Genomic DNA, 16,872 nt, shown 5'->3' with positions numbered 1-16,872 from the left:
GATGACCCAGCCGATCACCGTCAACATCCCCCACAGCCTCGGGACCGCCGAGGCCAAGCGGCGCATCGAGCGCGGCTTCGGCGAACTCGGCGGCAGCCTGCCCGGCGGCGGCTTCGCCCAGCTGAAGCAGAGCTGGAGCGGCGACACCATGAGCTTCTCGGCCCAGGTCATGGGCCAGAGCGTCTCCGGCGCCATCGACGTGCTGGACAGCGCCGTGAACCTCAAGCTCATCCTGCCGCCGTTCCTGGCCATGATCGCCGGCAAGATCAAAGGCAAGATCGAGCAGAAGGGGACCTTGCTGCTCGAAAAGAAATGACCCGCCTTTCCCTCCCCTTCAGGGGAGGGCCGAGTCGGCGCAGCCGACCGGGGTGGGGGAGTCTCGCACCCGCGAGGCGCTGATCGTCCAACTCCCTGCAGGCCCCTTACGTCCCCACCCGTCGCGTCGCTTCGCTCCGCGCCACCCTCCCCTGAAGGGGAGGGAAAGGCCTCACCCGAACAACTCCATCTGATCTCCGGCCCTCGGCGGTACGCGGAACTGCGTCAGGTCGAGGTCGGACATCGGCTGGTCCAGCCCGTAGCGCCGCTTGGCGGCGGCGAACCGCTGGCTCATCAGCTCGGCGATCGGGCCTTCGCCCTTCATCCGCTTGAACCACTGCACGTCGTAGTCGCGGCCGCCGCGCATCTGGCGCACCAGCGACATCACCCGCCTGGCGCGGTCGGGATGGTCGCTCTCCAGCCACTCGCGGAACAGGTCCTTGATCTCCAGCGGCAGGCGCAGCGCCACGTAGCCGGCGGTCCGGGCGCCCGCCTGGGCGCTGCGCTCCAGCACCGCCTCCATCTCGTGGTCGTTGAGGCCGGGGATGCACGGAGCGAACATCACCGTCACCGGCACGCCCGCGGCCGAGAGCTGGCGGATGGCCTCGATGCGCCGTTCCGGCGTGGCGGCCCGCGGCTCCATGCTGCGCGAGAGCTTGCGGTCGAGGCTGGTCACGGAAATCGCCACCCGGGTGAGGTTCAGCGCCGCCATCTCGGAGAGCAGGTCGAGGTCGCGCAGGATCAGCGCCGACTTGGTGATGATGGAGAACGGGTGCCGGAAGCTCGTCAGCACCTCCATCACCCCGCGGGTGACGCGCAGCCGCCGCTCCTGCGGCTGATAGGGATCGGTGTTGCCGCCGATGTGGATGAACTCGGGCCGATATCGCGGCGCGGAGAGCTCGGCCTCCAGCAGGCGTGCCGCCTCGGGCTTGAAGAACAGCTTCGTCTCGAAGTCGAGCCCGGGGGAGAGGCCCATGTAGGCGTGGGCCGGGCGGGCGTAGCAGTAGGTGCAGCCGTGCTCGCAGCCGCGGTAGGGGTTGATCGAGCGGGAGAAGCCGACGTCCGGGCTGTCGTTCTTTGTGATGACCGTCCTGGCGCGCTCGGGCTCGACGGTGGTGGCGATCTGCTCGGGCAGCGCCTCGTCCAGCTCCCAGCCGTCGTCGAAGGCTTCGCGGACCTGGCTCTCGTAGCGTCCCGAAGCGTTCGACCGCGCGCCTCGGCCGCGCAGCTGCTGGGTGAAGGTGGGCACCCGGCGAACCTATCGCTCGGGGGAGAACGAAACAAGAACTTCTTGACCCCGCCGCCAGGGCTCCGCTTGTGGCCCCATGCTCAGCGTCGTGATCACGCCCGCCGGAGGGCCCGAGGACCTGGCTTCCCTGTTCGCGCGGCTCGTGCCGGCCGCCGTGGATGGCCTGGTGCGCGAGGTGATCTATGCCGGGGCCGCCGACGCCACCGTCGAGGAGATCTGCGAGGCGACGGGCGCGCGCGTCGTGGCCGGCGTCGAGGCGGCGCTGGCGCAGGCCAAAGGACCCTGGCTGCTGATGGCGCCCGCCACCTTCCGCCCGCCCGAGGACTGGCAGGACAGGGCGGCGGCGCACGTGGCGCACCGATCCGGCGCCCTGAGGATCAGGGGGATGAGGACGGGCGGTTGGTTCTCTCGCAGCCCTTCGGCCGAGCTGCGGCCGCTGTCCGGGCGCTGAGCGGCTACTTCTTCCCGAAGTCCAGCCGGGCGTCGACGAACTTGGCGCCCTGGGCCAGGGCGTCGAGGGTGTTGGGGTGCTCGCCGAACTTCCGCTTGTAGGTCCAATAGGCGGCCAGGACCTTCTCGACGTAGTTGCGGGTCTCCAGGCTCGGCAGGCACTCGATGATCATCAGGCTGTCGGCGTCCTCGCCCAGCATCTGGGCCGTCTTCTGCAGGGTGCCCGGGCCGCCGTTGTAGGCCGCCACGGCGCGCAGCAGGTCGTAGCCGACGCCCCGCTCCAGCAGCCAGGTGAAATAGTCCTGGCCGACCCGCAGGTTGAAGGCCGGGTCGAACAGCGGGCTCATGTCGGCCTTCAGCTTGTCGTCGCCGGCCGCGCGGGCGGCCGCTTCCGGCATCAGCTGCATCATGCCCACGGCGCCGGCCGGGCTGACGGCCATCGGGTTGAACCGGCTCTCCTGGTAGGCGATGGCGTAGACCAGCGCCTTGTCGATGGTGAAGCCCCACTTCGGCTCCAGCGTCGGGGTCGGGTAGTCGATCACCTGGCCGTAGATCGGGCTCATCGTCCCGGGGCGCGCAGGCGCCGGCGCATCCACGCGCGAGGTGAGGGGGGCGTTCAGGGCCAGCAGCAGCGCGCCCCACTGGTCGCGCTCGGACTTGCCCTTGGCCAGCGCCAGGCCGGCGCGCAGCTCCAGGCCCGCCTCGGTGGTCTGGCCCACCTGGGAGAGGGCCACGGCGCGGTGGGCGCGGGGATTGGCTTTCACGAAGCCGGTGAGGTCCGAGCCGCCCGAGAAGGAGGCCAGCACGAACTCGCCCGTCTCCGCCCTCGGCGCCTGCGACAGCTCCTGCTCGCGCTGGGCGGTGCGCAGGTTCGCCTGACGCTCGGCGATCATGCCGTAGAAGGTGTGCGGATGGCGGGCGGCCAGCCGCAGATAGCCGTCGGCCCGCTCGGCCTCGCCGGCCTCGGTCACCGCGCGGGCGGCCCAGTAGCCGGCCGCGGCCCGCAGCCAGGCGTCTTCCTGGGCGTCGTGGGCGACCTTGTCGAAATAGCTCTCGGCGAGGGCGTAGTCCTTCAGCCGGTAGGCCGACAGACCGGCGATCCAGCGCTCGCCGGAGGCCTGGGCCAGGCTCAGCGCCCGGCGGGCGTCGCCCGAATAGAAGGCCTGCCGCGCGGCGGCCGCGCGGTCGGGGTTGGCGGGGCCGGAAAGGCCACGGGCGGTCACCTCGATGCGCGACCAGTCCTGGCCGGCCAGCAGCGGCTCCTTCAGCGCCGGCGCGCCCGCAGGCCTGCGCTTGCTGGCCAGGGCGTAGATGCGCTCCGCGCCCGGCAGGTCGGCGTACTTGTCGAGCCACGCCGCCAGCTCCTCGTAGGAGGCCTTGTGCGAGGGGTGCATCAGCTTGCGGAAGGCCAGGTGGCCGGCGAGCGCCTTGTCCTTGATCTCGGCGGACTGGATCTGGGCCTCGATGAAGTCGCCGCGCTCGGCGGCGGCGAAGGCGGCCTTGTAGCGGGCCACGTCCCACGGCGAGAGGGCCTGCGGACCGGCCGCGGCCGAGGTCGCGATGGACGCGGCGCAAAGGAGAGCGAGGGCGGCGAGCCGCAGGCGCGTCTTCGTCGTCATCTTCTTTCCACGCCCGCCGCATTCGGCGTTGAGGCGTGGCCCTTTTCCCAATGACGGCTCCGAGCCTGTCCCGATTCGGAACCTTCCCGGCCGCTCGATGCAAACACCGATCCGGGTCCAGACTACGCCGTTTCCCGATACGGTGAAGGTGTACCTAAGGCCGTTCCGGCCGATCAAGCCGCTCGGTTGCGGTCAAAAGGTCGCTCCAGACCTTTTTCTTCGCTGCCGGCTGCCTGAGCAGAAAGGCCGGGTGAAGTGTCGGCATCACTGGCAGCTCGAGGTTTCCAGAGTGTGAACGCCACTCGTGCCAGCGCCCGCGAAGGGACAGGATTCCCTCGTCTTTCTTCAGCAGCGCCTTGGCCGCCGAGGCGCCCAGAACGAGCAGCATCCGCGGCCGCACGAGCTCGATCGCCCGATCCAGGAAGGGCGCGCAGACGGCCTGTTCGGGCGGCGAGGTGGTGCGGTTGCCTGGCGGGCGCCAGAACACGGTGTTGGTGATGAACACCCGGCCGGTGAGGCCCGCGGCCGCCAGCATGCGGTCCAGCAGCTGTCCGGCCCGGCCGACGAAGGGCGCGCCCTGCGCGTCCTCCTCCGCCCCCGGGCCTTCGCCGACCACCATCAGCGGCGCGGCCGGATCGCCGCGGTAGAACACCGCCTGGCGGGCGGCGCCTTCGAAACGCAAGGGGCAGCCCTCGAAGCCCTCGATGGCGGCCTTCAGGGCGGCGATGTCGCCGGCCGCCTGCGCCAGCCTCTGCGCCTCGGCGATGGCGGCGGAGATGTCGGGCGTCGGCGCGGCGGTCCGGACCGCGGGCGCGGGAATCGGCCGCGCGGCCACGGGCGGGGGCGGCGGGGCGATCTTGCCGGCCTCGATCCGGTCGAGCGGCTCGTCCAGCAGCATGGCGTCAACCCCGGCCTCGGCCCAGAAGGCGAGGAGGCTTTCGGCGGCGCGATAGGCTTGGCTGGGCTGCATCGGTGTCGCGGATTGTCCCTGAATTCGCGGTTCGCCCTTGACCGCTGCGCGCCAAGCTATCGATAAGTCGCGCCAATTGGAACGTGCGGCGAGTTCCCGCACGCGAGGGCGAGGACGAGATGAGCGAAGACGTCGAACGCGAGTCTATGGAGTACGACGTCGTAATCGTCGGCGGCGGCCCGTCGGGGCTGTCGGCGGCGATCCGTCTGAAGCAGCTGGCTGCCGAGGCGGGAACCGACATCTCGGTCGCGTTGCTGGAGAAGGGCTCCGAAATCGGCGCCCACATCCTGTCTGGCGCGGTGATCGATCCCAAGGGTATCAACGAGCTGTTCCCGAACTGGAAGGAGCTCGGCGCGCCGCTGGAGACGCCGGTCACCGAAGACCACTACATCATGCTCGGGCCGCAGGGGGATCTGGACATCCCGCTCTTCCCGTTCCCGAAGTTCATGCACAACGACGGCAACTACATCGCCTCGCTGGGCAACGTCTGCCGCTGGCTCGGCCAGCAGGCCGAGGCGCTGGGCGTCGAGATCTATCCGGGGATGGCCGTCAGCGACGGCGTCTTCGATGAGCGCGGCGGCCTGAAGGGCGTCGTCGCCGGCGTCTTCGGCGTCGACAAGAACGGCGAGAAGACCGCCGACTACCAGCCGGGCGTCGAACTGCACGGCAAGTACGTCTTCGTCGCCGAGGGCGTCCGCGGCTCGCTGGCCAAGCAGCTGAAGGCCAAGTTCGGCCTCAACGAGGGCCGCGACTACGAGAAGTACGGGATCGGCCTGAAGGAGCTGTGGCAGGTCCCCGACGAGGCTTTCAAGCCGGGCTACGTCGCCCACTTCGTCGGCTGGCCGCTGGACGACAAGACCGGCGGCGGCGGCTTCTGCTACCACTTCGGGGACAATTACGTGGCCATCGGCTACGTGGTGCACCTCAACTACCGCAACCCCTGGCTCTCGCCGTTCGACGAGTTCCAGCGGCTGAAGACCCACCCGACGGTTCGCAAGAACCTCGAGGGCGGCAAGCGGATCGCTTACGGCGCCCGGGCCATCTCGGAGGGCGGCTTCCAGGCGGTGCCCAAGCTCTACTTCCCTGGCGGCGTGCTGCTCGGCGATAGCGCCGGCTTCGTGAACGTCCCGCGGATCAAGGGCACCCACAACGCCATGAAGAGCGGCATGCTGGCCGCCGAGAGCGCCTTCGCCGCCATCCAGGCCGGCCGCGCCGGGGACGAGCTGGTGGAGTACGCCACCGCCTACGAGAACTCCTGGATCCGCAAAGAGCTCTACGGCGTGCGCAACGCCAAGCCGCTGCTCTCCAAGCTCGGCACCTTCCTCGGCGGGGCGGTCGGCGTGTTCGACATGCACGTCACCAACCTGTTCGGCGGCTTCTCCTTCTTCGGCACGCTCAAGCACGGCAAGTCGGACGCGGCTTCCACCGGCGAGGCCGACAAGTACAAGCCGATCGTCTATCCGAAGCCGGACGGGGTGATCACCTTCGACAAGCTGTCGAGCGTGTTCCTGTCGAACACCAACCACGACGAGAACCAGCCGGCGCACCTGAAGCTCAAGGACCCCGAGGTCCCGATCAAGGTGAACCTGCCCAAGTACGGCGAGCCGGCGCGGCTCTACTGCCCGGCCGGGGTCTACGAAGTGCTGTACGACGACGAGGGCAAGAACCCGAAGTTCCAGATCAACTTCCAGAACTGCGTCCACTGCAAGACCTGCGACATCAAGGATCCGTCGCAGAACATCAACTGGACCACGCCCAACGGCGGCGACGGGCCGAACTACCCGAACATGTGACGATGGGGCGCTGCGGCGGGCTTGCGCCGCGGCGCCGAAGCATGGAGTTTGCGGCCCATGCGTTTTCCGCTTCTGGCCGCCGTCGCCCCGTTCGTGCTCCTCGCAGCCTGCGCCACTCCGGCTCCTGACGCCGAGGTCGGCCTCGCGCCCGCGGTCCCAGGGGCGACCCCGACGCCGGGCGCCTCGCCCTATGGCCTGTTCCTGGCCGGCCAGGCCGCACTGAACGACGGCCGCAGCCGCGAGGCCGCGGGCTTCTTCGATCGCGCCAGCGCCGAGGGCGCCGAGAACCTCATGGTCCGCGAGCGGGCCTTCAACGCCGCGGTGCTGGCCGGCGACCTGAAGAGGGCGCTGGCCCTGGAGCCCACCGGCGAGGACGCCTCCGAGGCCGTCAAGCGACTGGCCCGCCTGACCCGCGCCGTCGACGGCCTCGCGAGCGGCCAGGCCAAGACGGCGCGCGCCGAGCTTGCCGAGGGCATCGGATTCCCGCACCGCGCCGCCGCGGCCCTGCTCGAGCCCTGGGCGGCGGCGATGGCCGGCGACACCGAGGCCTCGCTGGCCAAGCCCGAGGTGCGCGGCGACCAGGTCGTGGACTTCTTCGGCCGGCTCGGCCAGGCGCGGCTGTTCGAGCGCGCCCGCCGTCACGAAGAGGCCGAGGCGGCCTACAAGGCGCTCACCGACGGCGCCTTCCCCGGCGAGATGATCCTGCTCGCCCACGGCGAGTTCCTGGAGCGGCGCGGGCGGCGCGCCGACGCGGTGGCGCTCTACGACAAGGCGCTCGCCGAGGAGCCCGACGCCACCGGCGTGCGGCTGGCCCGCGCCCGCGCAGCCGCCGGCAAGAGCGCCCCCAAGGCGCCGACTCTCAGGCAGGGCGCGGCCGAGGCGCTGCTGGCTCCGGCGGCCGGGATGCTGGCCCAGAAGCAGGACCAGCTGGCCCTGGTCTACCTGCGCATGGTGCTGCACCTCGATCCGGAGCGGGACGAGGCCTGGCTGCTGGTCGGCGACGTGCTGGCCGGGGCGGGCGACCTGGAAGGCGCGCGCGCCGCCTACACCCGGCCCAAGCCCGGCTCGCTGTCCTACGCCGCCGCCCAGAGCAAGCTCGCCTGGAGCCACCAGCAGGCGGAGGACCCGGAGACGGCGATGAAGGTCGCCCGCGCGGCGGCCGCCTCCGGCCACGAGGACGCCCAACTGACCCTCGCCGACCTCCTGCGCGCCAACGACCGGCATCAGGAGGCGGTGGAGGTGCTCACCGGACTGATCGCCAAGAACCCCGAAGACTGGCGCCTGCTCTACGCCCGGGGCGTCTCCTATGAGCGGCTGAAGGACTGGCCCAAGGCCGAGGCCGACCTGATGGCCGCGCTGAAGATCGAGCCCAACGACCCGGAGCTGCTGAACTACCTCGGCTATTCCTGGATCGACCGCGGCGAGCGGCTGACCGAGGCCCTGGCCATGGTCGAGAAGGCGGTGGCGACCAATCCGAAGTCCGGCGCCATGGTCGATTCCCTCGGCTGGGCCTACTACCGCATGGGCGACTACAAGAAGGCCGTCGAGAAGCTCGAACAGGCCGTCGAGCTCGAGGCCGGCGATCCGGAGATCAACAACCACCTGGGCGACGCCTACTGGCGCGTCGGCCGCCGCGACGAGGCGATGTTCCAGTGGCGGCGGGTGCTGACCCTGGACCCGGACGCGCGCATCAAGGCCGACGCCGAGGCCAAGCTCGCCTCGGGCCTGGGCCCGGACGGCCCCGCGGCCCCGGCGCAGGTGGCCCAGCCGTAGCGCGGCTGGGGGAGGGGGCATGTCGGCCGAAACGCTCGCGCCCGCCAAGGTCAACCTCTTCCTGCACGTGGGTCCGCCGGAGCCGGACGGCTTCCATCCCATCTGCAGCTGGATGACCTTCGCCGACGTCGGCGACCGGGTCAGCGCCTACGAGGCGGACGCGCTGGAGGTGAAGGTCTCCGGCCCGTTCGCGCTCGCGCTGGCCCGCGAGGCGGACAACCTTGTCCTGCGCGCCGCACACGCCCTGCTGGAGAGGGCCAAGGGACCCACGCGGCCCTTCGGCCTGATGCTGGAGAAGGCGCTGCCGGTGGCGGCGGGCCTGGGCGGCGGCTCCAGCGACGCGGGCGCCGCGCTACGCCTTCTGCGCCGGGCGCTGGACGTCGACCTGAGCGATCCGGACCTGGAGGCGCTCGCCGCCGGTCTGGGCTCGGACGGCGCGGCCTGCCTGTGGGCCCGGCCGGTGATCGCCGAAGGGCGCGGCGAGCGGCTCTCGCCGGCGCCGGCGACGCCGCCGCTCGACGCGGTGCTGGTCAACCCGGGCGTTCCGGTTCCAACGGGCCAGGTCTACGCACGCCTGGACGCCCTGAAGGGATGGGGCCCGGCCGAGCGGCCGCCTCTGCCCGAGACGCTGGAGGACGCCGCCGAGGCCGCAGGCTTCCTGTCGCTGATGCGCAACGACCTGGAGACCGCCGCCGTCGAGATCGCCCCGGAGGTCGGCGACGCCCTCGACTTCCTGCGCGCCGAGCCCGAGACCCTGCTGGCCCGCATGAGCGGCTCCGGCGGCACCTGCTTCGCCCTCTGCGCCAGCGACTACGAGGCCGAGACGTTGGCCGAACGCATCGAAGCCCTGCGCCCCGCCTGGTGGGTCCGCCGCACCCGCCTCGGCGCGCCCCAGCTTTAGCGGCGTCCGCCAACGTATTCGTCGACCGCCAAGACCGCCACTGGACGCGCCGGCCCCGCATAGGCGGCCGTCGGTCGCCGCGGCGACTGTGCACCCTCATTGCCTTGGCGATCTTGGCTGTCTTGGCGGTCCGGAAACGGCGCAACCGAACCCGGTGGGAAACCTTCGCCCAAAGAAAATGGGCGCGGAGGCAGAGCCGCCGCGCCCGAAGTCTTGGGAGACAAGTCCTCTAGTAGTGGTAGGCGCGCTCGCCGTGTTCGGTGATGTCGAGGCCTTCTTCCTCGACATCGGCGGTGACGCGGATCCCGACCGTGTACTTGATCAGGGCGAACACGATGGCGCTGGCGACGCCCGACCAGAGGATGGCCACCAGCACGGCCTTGATCTGGGCCATGACCTGGGTCCCCAGCACGTAGGAGCCGACGTCGCAGGTGGCGATGTCGCCGTCGGCCGCGCAGGTGGTGTAGTCCACCACGCCCGCGCCGCCCCATTCCGGATTGACCAGCAGGCCGGTGGCGATAGCGCCGACGATGCCGCCGACCGCGTGGATGCCGAAGGCGTCCAGGCTGTCGTCGTACTTCAGCGCATTCTTGATGGTCGAGCAGAAGACCACGCAGATCGGCGAGACGATCAGACCCAGGATCAGCGCGCCCACCGGGCCGGAGAAGCCGGCGGCCGGGGTGACGGCCACCAGGCCCGCGACCAGGCCGGAGGCCAGGCCCAGCATGCTGGCCCGCTTACGGGTGACCCACTCGGTGATGACCCAGGAGAAGCCCGCCGCGGCCGTGGCCACGAAGGTGTTCACCATCGCCAGGGCGGCGTAGCCGTTGGCTTCCAGGTTGGAGCCGGCGTTGAAGCCGAACCAGCCGACCCACAGCAGGCCCGCGCCGACCAGGGTCAGCGTCAGCGAGTGCGGAGGCATGGCTTCCTGGCGGTAGCCCTTGCGCGGCCCCAGGATCAGGGCGCCGACCAGCGCGGCGATGCCGGCGTTGATGTGCACCACGGTGCCGCCGGCGAAGTCCAGGGCGCCGAAGCCCCAGAGCAGGCCGGACTGGATGGGATCTTCCGGCGCGGCCGCGACCGCGTCCGGACCCGCCCACCACCAGACCATGTGGGCCATCGGGTAGTAGGAGAGGATCGGCCACAGGACCGCGAACACCACCACGGCGGCGAACTTCATCCGCTCGGCGACGCCGCCCAGCACCAGCGAGGCGGTGATGCAGGCGAAGGTCATCTGGAAGGCGATGAACACCAGCTCGGGAATGGCGATCCCGGTCGAGAAGGTGCCGACGGTCGACTCCGTGGTGACGCCCTTCAGGAACAGCCGGTCGAAGCCGCCGACGAACGTGTCGAGGCCGCCGCCGTCGGTGAAGGCCAGCGAATAGCCCCACAGGATCCAGGCCATCATGCCGATCACGGTCACCGTGGAGACCTGCATCAGCATCGACAGCATGTTCTTCTGGCGGACCAGGCCGCCGTAGAACAGCGCCAGGCCCGGCAGGATCATCAGCAGCACCAGGATGGTCGAGATGAGCATCCAGGTGGTGTCGCCCTTGTCGACCGTCGGGCCGGCGGGGGCGTCCTCGGCGACCGCCGGAGCGGCGGCTTCCGCCGGCGAGGTCTCGCCCGCGGCGGCCGCCGCAGCGACTCCGCCGGCCGATGGCGGGGCTTCGGCGGCGGGCGCCGCCGCTTCGGCGGCCGGCGCCGCGGGCGCGGCCGCCTCCTGCGCCAGCGCGCCCAGCGGCGCCCCGGCGATGACGGCGGCGAGCGTCAGCCCGGCCAGCCCTCGGTGAAACAGTGATCTCATGGATTTCCCCTTGGTCCCCGATGTCGCGTTAGAGGGCGGCGGCCCCGGTCTCGCCGGTGCGGATGCGCACCGCGTCTTCGACGTTCAGCACGAAGATCTTCCCGTCGCCGATCTTGTTGGTGGCGGCCGCGGCCTTGATCGCCTCCACGGCCTTGGCGGCGGCGGAGTCCTCGACCACCGCCTCGAGCTTCACCTTGGGCAGGAAGCTCACCTGGTACTCGGCGCCGCGGTAGATCTCGGTCTGCCCCTTCTGGCGGCCGTAGCCCTTCACTTCCGAGACGGTCAGGCCCTCAACGCCGGCCGCCACGAGCGCTTCGCGCACGTCCTCCAGCTTGAACGGCCTGACGATGGCCATGATCAGTTTCATCCGAAACTCCCCGCGCGGCCCCGAATCCGCGCCCTCGATTGATCCGTCCGCCTCCGGCCGGGCGACCGGATGGCGAGGGGGAACCTATGGGCGCCCCGGACGGCCTCCGGCGCCGCTAGGCCGCCTTTGCGCGGGAAAGCGAAGCTGCGCCCAAAAAGGAGGCGGCGAGTCCGCGCGACTGCCTGCGCATTGGGCAGGCGACCGGCGTTCTCCGGAGCGGCGGCGCTAAGCGCCGGTAAATGGCCGATTTTTCCATTCGGCGTCACGAGTCCGTGAGCTCAGGGAGCGGGCGGAACCGTTGAGCTTGCCCGAGCGTAGACAGGCCGGACCCGTGCGCCTGGCGCCACGGTTCGTGGGGGCGCGAACCCAAACCCCAGAGGATCCAAGTATGAATCGCACAAGCCTACTGACCGCCGCGGCCGCTTTCGCACTTGTCGCCGGCGCCGCTTCGGCTCAGTCGACTTCCAGCACGAGAGCCACCCCGGCCACCCCGGCCACGCCCGCCGAGCCTGCCACCAAGGCGCCGGGCGCGCCGGCGACCCCGGCCACGCCCGCGACGCGCGCCACGCCGGCCGCGCCCGCCGCCGGCGCAAGCGCTTCCACCCCGGCCGCCGCGGCGACCGCGTCGGCCGCGGCCGGCGCCCAGGTGAGGGCGTCCGGCGACATCATCGAGACCGCCAGGTCGGCCGGGCAGTTCAGCACCTTCCTGAAGGCGGTCGAGGCCACCAACCTGACCCAGGTTCTGAAGAACAACAAAGGGCTGACGGTCTTCGCCCCGACCGACGCGGCCTTCGCCGCGCTGCCGCCGGGCGAGCTCGAGCGGCTGATGCAGCCGGCCAACCGGGCGCAGCTGCAGAAGATCCTGACCTACCACGTGATCAACGCCCAGGTGGACTCCAGCAAGATCAAGGGCGCCCGGGGCCCGGTCCCGACGGTCGCCGGCACGAATGTCGAGCTGGACGGCAGCGGCGAGGCGCTGAAGGTGAACGACGCCACCATCGTCCAAGCCGACGTGCGGCCCACCAACGGCACCATTCACGTCATCGACAAGGTGTTGCTGCCGCCGGGCGCGGCCACGGCCTCCTCGGCCCCGAGCGCCGGCCCCTCGGCCTCCACGTCCACCACCACCTCGGCCGGCGCGACCGCGTCGACGTCGGCGCCGCGCTCGGGTCCTGTCGCCAGCACCGGCGCCTCGAGCGACGCCGGGGCCCAGTCCCCGTCGCGTTCGCCGGGCAGCGCCGCGGGCGCGGCCGACGAGGGGGAGGATCAATAGTCGGGCGGAGCGAAACGGCTTTGCCGTTCGCGCATTCCAGCATGAGCACAGACCAGGAGTGAGACAGATGAAACTGCACTACTTGCTCGCGGGCATCGCCGCCTCGGCCCTCATGGCCGGCGCTGCGCAAGCCCAGCTCGGCGCCGGCGCCGAGGCCGGCGCGACCCCGAATCAGAGCGTCCCGGCCGATCCGAAGGACGCCCAGACCGGCGTGCCGTCGGTGGACGCGACGCGCCCGACGGGCGCCGAAGCGGGCCGGACCAACCTGCCGGGCGGCACGGTGGATGCGGACGAAGACGCCTCGACGAGCTCGAGCGTCACCACCTCCGGCTCGGTGTCGAGCGACACCAGCGCCACCGTCGGCACGACGAGCGCCCCTGCGGCCACGAGCGCCGGCGTGAACGCCTCCATGGGCGGCAACGTGCAGCTGATCACCAACGGACCGGTTCCGGACACGCCCGAGAACCGCGCCAAGTACGGCGAGCCCATGTCGCGCGCCGGCAAGCGGACGGCTCCGGCCGGCAACTGATCCAGGTGTCTGGAGCCTGTTCCGCCGCCGATCAGCGGGGGCGGACGAGGCGGGCTCCAGCGTGCTTGAAGCGAAGGTCGGCGGGCCCTATGGTCCGCCGACTTTTTTTGCGCCTGCGAACACACCGCCCTCATGTCGGACAAGCCGCTATCGTTTCAGGGCCTGATCCTGAAGCTGCACGAGTATTGGAGCCGTCAGGGCTGCGTGATCCTGCAGCCCCATGACGTCGAGGTGGGGGCGGGGACGCTCCACCCGGCGACGGTGCTGCGCGCGCTGGGCCCGAAGCCCTGGCGGGCGGCCTATGTGCAGCCCTCCCGCCGGCCGGCGGACGGCCGCTACGGCGAGAACCCGAACCGGCTGCAGCACTATTACCAGTACCAGGTCATCCTGAAGCCGAACCCCGACAACCTCCAGGACCTCTACCTCGGCTCGCTGGAGGCGATCGGCCTCGATCTCAAGCTGCACGACATCCGCTTCGTCGAGGACGACTGGGAGAACCCCACCGTGGGCGCCTGGGGCCTCGGCTGGGAGGTCTGGTGCGACGGGATGGAGGTCACCCAGTACACCTACTTCCAGCAGGTGGGCGGCCTGGACGTCTGGCCGGTGGCCGGCGAGCTGACCTACGGCCTCGAGCGGCTGGCGATGTACCTGCAGGGCGTCGACCACTTCACCGACCTGGCCTTCAACGACCCGGACGGTCCGGAGCCCAAGACCTATGGCGAGGTCTTCCTGGAGAACGAGCGCCAGCATTCGGCCGCCAACTTCGAGGGCTACGACGTCGAGACCCTGAAGGGCTGGTTCGAGGACATGGAAGCCCAGGTGCCGCGCCTGCTCGCCCAGAAGGGCCCGCAGGGCCAGGCGGTGGTGCTGCCCGCCTACGATCACGTGCTCAAGGCCAGCCACATTTTCAACCTGATGGACGCCCGCGGCGCGATCGCCGTGGCCGAGCGGCAGAGCTACATCGGCCGCATCCGCGACCTCTGTAAGATGTGCGCCCAGGCCTGGATGGCGAACGAAGGGGGCAACGCGTGAGGGGGACCGTCAAAGCGACCGCCGGGCTGCTCGGCGCGGTGATGTTGGCGCTGGCCGCGCCGGCGTGCTCGCAGCCGCAGGAAGCCTTCATCGAAGTGGCGGACGACGATGAGCGGATGAACGCCGCCATGGCCGAAGCCAAGGCGTCGCTCCCTCAGTTCTGGCGCAGGTTCGAGACCGGAACGCCGGAGTACTCCGACTTCACGGTGAAGGCCGCAATGACCACGGTCGGCGGCCAGGGGATCGAGCACATCTGGATCGACGTGAGCGACCGTCGCGACGGCAAGGTGACCGGACGGCTGGCCAACGAGCCGGTCCACCTTGGAGACGAGCTCACCCTGGGGTCCGAAGTCGAAGTGCCAGAGGCCATCATCTCTGACTGGGGCTACGCGAAGGGCGAGGTCAACTACGGCCACTTCACCACGCGCGTGCTGATGACCCGGCAATACCCCGACACGCCGCTGGCCGAATACGGACTGTCGCCGAACCCGCTCGAGTCTGAGACGAACTGATGCCGCAGCTTCTGCTCGAACTCTTCTCCGAGGAGATTCCTGCGCGCATGCAGGCGCAGGCCGCGCGCGACCTGGAGCGCATGGCGCGCGAGAAGCTGGCGGCCGAAGGGCTGCTGCCCGAAGCGGCCAAGGCGTTCGGCGGCTCCCGTCGGCTGACCTTCTGCGCCGAGGGCCTGCCCGCCGCCCAGGCGGACCGGCGCGAAGAGCGCAAGGGCCCGCGCGTCGGCGCGCCGGAACAGGCGCTGGCCGGCTTCCTGAAGTCGGCGGGCGTGGCCCGCGAGCAGCTGGTCGAGCGCGACGGCGTCTATTTCGCCACCATCGAGCGCAAGGGCCGCGCGACGGCCGAGATCATCGCGGCCATGGTCGAGGAGATCGTCCGCGACTTCCCCTGGCCCAAGTCGATGACCTGGGGGCGGGGGACGCTGCGCTGGGTGCGGCCGCTGAAGCGCATCCTCTGCGTCTTCGACGGCCAGGTCGTGCCCTTCACCATCGACGGCATCGCCAGCGGCGACCTGACCGAGGGTCACCGCTTCATGGGCTCGGGCCAGGCCTTCGCGGCCCGGGATTTCGACGCCTACGAAGAGGGCCTGCGCAAGAACTTCGTCCTGCTCGATCCGCAGGAGCGCAAGGACAAGATCCTCGAAGGCGCCCGCACCCTCTGCTTCGCCCGCAACCTCGAGCTGGTGGAGGACGCCGGCCTGCTGGACGAGGTCGCCGGCCTGGTCGAATGGCCCGTGCCGGTGCTGGGCGAGATGGACCCGGCGTTCCTCGACCTGCCGCCGGAGGTGATCCGCACCTCCATGCGCACCCACCAGAAGTATTTCGCGGTGCGTCAGGCCGGCTCCGACAAGCTCGCGCCCAACTTCGTGACGGTGGCCAACATCGCCGCCCCCGACGGGGGCAAGGCGATCGCCGCCGGCAACGCGCGGGTGCTCTCCGCCCGCCTGAACGACGCCCGCTTCTTCTGGAACGAGGACCGCAAGGTCACGCTGGAGAAGCGGCTGGAGAAGCTGCAGGGCGTCACCTTCCACGCCAGGCTCGGCACGGTGGCCGAGCGCGTCGAGCGGCTGGAGATGCTGGCCCGCGAGATCGCCCCCAAGGTCGGCGCCGACGTCGACAAGGCCGTGCAGGCCGCGCGCCTGGCCAAGGCCGACCTGGCCAGCGGCATGGTGGGCGAGTTCCCCGAGCTGCAGGGGATCATGGGCGGCTACTACGCCCGCGAGGAGGGCCTCTCCCGCGTCGTCGCCGAGGCGATCCGCGACCACTACCGCCCGCTCGGCCCGTCGGACGAGGCGCCGGACACGCCGGTGACCATGGCCGTGGCGCTGGCCGACAAGGTCGACACCCTGGCCGGCTTCTTCGCCATCGGCGAGAAGCCCACCGGCTCGCGCGACCCCTACGCCCTGCGCCGCGCGGCGCTCGGCCTGATCCGTATCGTCCTGAAGTCCGAGGCCCGCACCCCGGTGCGCGAGCTGGTCGAGGCCTGGTACCGGAGCCTGAAGTGCTTCGTGGATCCGGGCCGGGCGCTGTTCGTCTCCACCCCGAAGACCACCGCCTACCTCGGCGCGCGGGCGCGCAACCCCAGCCGCGAGTTCAACGTCTACCTCGGCGAGTTCGAGGAGGCGCTGCTCGAGGATGCGCCGGTGGTCGTCGAGATGGACCAGGAGGTCGACCTGCAGTTCGACCGCACGTCCAAGGGCGGCGCCAAGCCGGAGGGCAGGGTGCTCTACGAGTTCCGCGCCTTCGAAGAGGTGGCCGAAGAGGTCCGGGCCTTCCTGGCCGACCGGCTGAAGGTGCAGCTGCGCGAGGAGGGCCGCCGGCACGACCTGGTGGACGCGGTCTTCGCGCTCGGCGACGACGACCTGGTGCGCATCGTCGCCAGGGTCGAGGCCCTCGATCGGTTCCTGAAGACCGAAGACGGGGCCAACCTGCTGGCCGGCTACAAGCGGGCCACCAACATCCTCAGGGCCGAGGAGAAGAAGGGCCCGCTTCCCAAGGGCGAGGCGCGGCCGATGTCCGCCTCGCCGGCCGAGGAGCGGGCGCTGATCGCGGCGCTGGAGGCCGCCGAGCCGCAGGTGGAGACCGCCCTCGACAACGAGGACTTCGCCGCCGCCATGCGCGCGCTGGCGGGCCTGCGTTCGCCGGTGGACTCCTTCTTCGACAAGGTGTTGGTCAATTCCGAAGAGGCTTCGGAACGCGAAAACCGGTTGCGGCTTTTGGCTCAGGTTCGCGACGCCATGGGGCGCGTGGCGGACTTCAGCCAGGTGACGGGATGAGAGAGG

At 70.8% G+C, this 16,872-nt stretch carries 16 protein-coding genes; 10 read left to right on the top strand and 6 right to left on the bottom strand.

Annotated features, from left to right (window positions below; translation table 11 throughout):
• The first annotated feature begins 1 nt into the window (after position 1).
• Positions 2 to 316 carry a polyhydroxyalkanoic acid system family protein gene (locus tag ACFSC0_RS18165; RefSeq protein WP_377284188.1) on the top strand — a complete coding sequence of 105 codons (315 nt, stop codon included), beginning with the start codon at positions 2 to 4 and terminating at the stop codon, positions 314 to 316.
• 171 nt (positions 317 to 487) lie between these two features.
• On the opposite strand, the gene ACFSC0_RS18160 is transcribed toward ACFSC0_RS18165, so the two are convergent.
• A complete protein-coding gene (locus tag ACFSC0_RS18160) occupies positions 488 to 1,564 on the bottom strand; it encodes a PA0069 family radical SAM protein (protein WP_377284189.1) in 1,077 nt (358 codons plus the stop codon).
• A 76-nt stretch (positions 1,565 to 1,640) separates the two neighbouring features.
• Here ACFSC0_RS18160 and ACFSC0_RS18155 point away from each other — a divergent pair, with 76 nt between their 5' ends.
• Positions 1,641 to 2,015, top strand: a complete 375-nt coding sequence (locus ACFSC0_RS18155) for a hypothetical protein (protein WP_377284190.1) — start codon at positions 1,641 to 1,643, stop codon at positions 2,013 to 2,015.
• Between the two features lie 4 nt (positions 2,016 to 2,019).
• Here ACFSC0_RS18155 and ACFSC0_RS18150 read toward each other — a convergent pair whose 3' ends face one another.
• Both ACFSC0_RS18150 and ACFSC0_RS18145 read right to left on the bottom strand, forming a co-directional pair.
• Positions 2,020 to 3,633 (bottom strand): lytic transglycosylase domain-containing protein, encoded by a 1,614-nt coding sequence (locus ACFSC0_RS18150; protein WP_377284191.1) that lies wholly within the window; start codon positions 3,631 to 3,633, stop codon positions 2,020 to 2,022.
• 154 nt (positions 3,634 to 3,787) lie between these two features.
• The gene (locus ACFSC0_RS18145; RefSeq protein WP_377284192.1) at positions 3,788 to 4,603 is read right to left on the bottom strand and encodes a uracil-DNA glycosylase; all 816 of its coding nucleotides are present in this window, start codon (positions 4,601 to 4,603) and stop codon (positions 3,788 to 3,790) included.
• A gap of 119 nt (positions 4,604 to 4,722) precedes the next feature.
• Here ACFSC0_RS18145 and ACFSC0_RS18140 point away from each other — a divergent pair, with 119 nt between their 5' ends.
• The 3 genes from ACFSC0_RS18140 to ACFSC0_RS18130 are packed head-to-tail and all read left to right on the top strand — an operon-like array spanning position 4,723 to position 9,070.
• A complete protein-coding gene (locus tag ACFSC0_RS18140) occupies positions 4,723 to 6,396 on the top strand; it encodes an electron transfer flavoprotein-ubiquinone oxidoreductase (RefSeq protein ID WP_377284193.1) in 1,674 nt (557 codons plus the stop codon).
• A gap of 57 nt (positions 6,397 to 6,453) precedes the next feature.
• Positions 6,454 to 8,169, top strand: a complete 1,716-nt coding sequence (locus ACFSC0_RS18135; RefSeq protein WP_377284194.1) for a tetratricopeptide repeat protein — start codon at positions 6,454 to 6,456, stop codon at positions 8,167 to 8,169.
• Between the two features lie 19 nt (positions 8,170 to 8,188).
• Positions 8,189 to 9,070, top strand: coding sequence for a 4-(cytidine 5'-diphospho)-2-C-methyl-D-erythritol kinase (locus ACFSC0_RS18130; RefSeq protein WP_377284195.1), 882 nt, complete (start codon positions 8,189 to 8,191; stop codon positions 9,068 to 9,070).
• Positions 9,071 to 9,299: 229 nt separating this feature from the next.
• Here ACFSC0_RS18130 and ACFSC0_RS18125 read toward each other — a convergent pair whose 3' ends face one another.
• The 3 genes from ACFSC0_RS18125 to ACFSC0_RS18115 all read right to left on the bottom strand — a co-directional run bounded on the left by ACFSC0_RS18125 (position 9,300) and on the right by ACFSC0_RS18115 (position 11,913).
• On the bottom strand, positions 9,300 to 10,877 hold the full coding sequence (locus tag ACFSC0_RS18125) for an ammonium transporter (protein ID WP_377355220.1): 1,578 nt from the start codon (positions 10,875 to 10,877) through the stop codon (positions 9,300 to 9,302).
• Between the two features lie 28 nt (positions 10,878 to 10,905).
• A complete protein-coding gene (locus tag ACFSC0_RS18120; protein WP_329633267.1) occupies positions 10,906 to 11,244 on the bottom strand; it encodes a P-II family nitrogen regulator in 339 nt (112 codons plus the stop codon).
• A 453-nt stretch (positions 11,245 to 11,697) separates the two neighbouring features.
• Positions 11,698 to 11,913: a hypothetical protein gene (locus ACFSC0_RS18115; RefSeq protein WP_377355219.1), complete on the bottom strand. Its 216-nt coding sequence runs from the start codon at positions 11,911 to 11,913 to the stop codon at positions 11,698 to 11,700.
• Between ACFSC0_RS18115 and ACFSC0_RS18110 the strand changes: the two genes are divergently transcribed.
• The 5 genes from ACFSC0_RS18110 (at position 11,891) to glyS (ending at position 16,866) form a co-directional block, all read left to right on the top strand.
• Positions 11,891 to 12,517, top strand: coding sequence for a fasciclin domain-containing protein (locus ACFSC0_RS18110; protein WP_377355218.1), 627 nt, complete (start codon positions 11,891 to 11,893; stop codon positions 12,515 to 12,517). The two genes, ACFSC0_RS18115 and ACFSC0_RS18110, sit on opposite strands and share 23 nt — an antisense overlap.
• Positions 12,518 to 12,584: 67 nt before the next feature.
• Positions 12,585 to 13,046 carry a hypothetical protein gene (locus ACFSC0_RS18105; RefSeq protein WP_377282271.1) on the top strand — a complete coding sequence of 154 codons (462 nt, stop codon included), beginning with the start codon at positions 12,585 to 12,587 and terminating at the stop codon, positions 13,044 to 13,046.
• A 132-nt stretch (positions 13,047 to 13,178) separates the two neighbouring features.
• Entirely contained in the window at positions 13,179 to 14,078 is a 900-nt protein-coding gene (locus ACFSC0_RS18100) for a glycine--tRNA ligase subunit alpha (protein ID WP_377282270.1), read from the top strand.
• Positions 14,075 to 14,590 (top strand): DUF2314 domain-containing protein, encoded by a 516-nt coding sequence (locus tag ACFSC0_RS18095; protein ID WP_377282269.1) that lies wholly within the window; start codon positions 14,075 to 14,077, stop codon positions 14,588 to 14,590. The genes ACFSC0_RS18100 and ACFSC0_RS18095 overlap by 4 nt, the downstream gene beginning before the upstream one ends.
• Entirely contained in the window at positions 14,590 to 16,866 is a 2,277-nt protein-coding gene (glyS, locus tag ACFSC0_RS18090; protein ID WP_377282268.1) for a glycine--tRNA ligase subunit beta, read from the top strand. The genes ACFSC0_RS18095 and glyS overlap by 1 nt, the downstream gene beginning before the upstream one ends.
• Positions 16,867 to 16,872: the final 6 nt, after the last annotated feature.

The organism is Phenylobacterium terrae, from assembly GCF_042681205.1.
Lineage (GTDB): Bacteria > Pseudomonadota > Alphaproteobacteria > Caulobacterales > Caulobacteraceae > Phenylobacterium > Phenylobacterium terrae.
The sequence above is the reverse complement of the archived record's forward strand: the minus strand, read 5'-3'. Positions and strand labels throughout refer to the sequence as shown.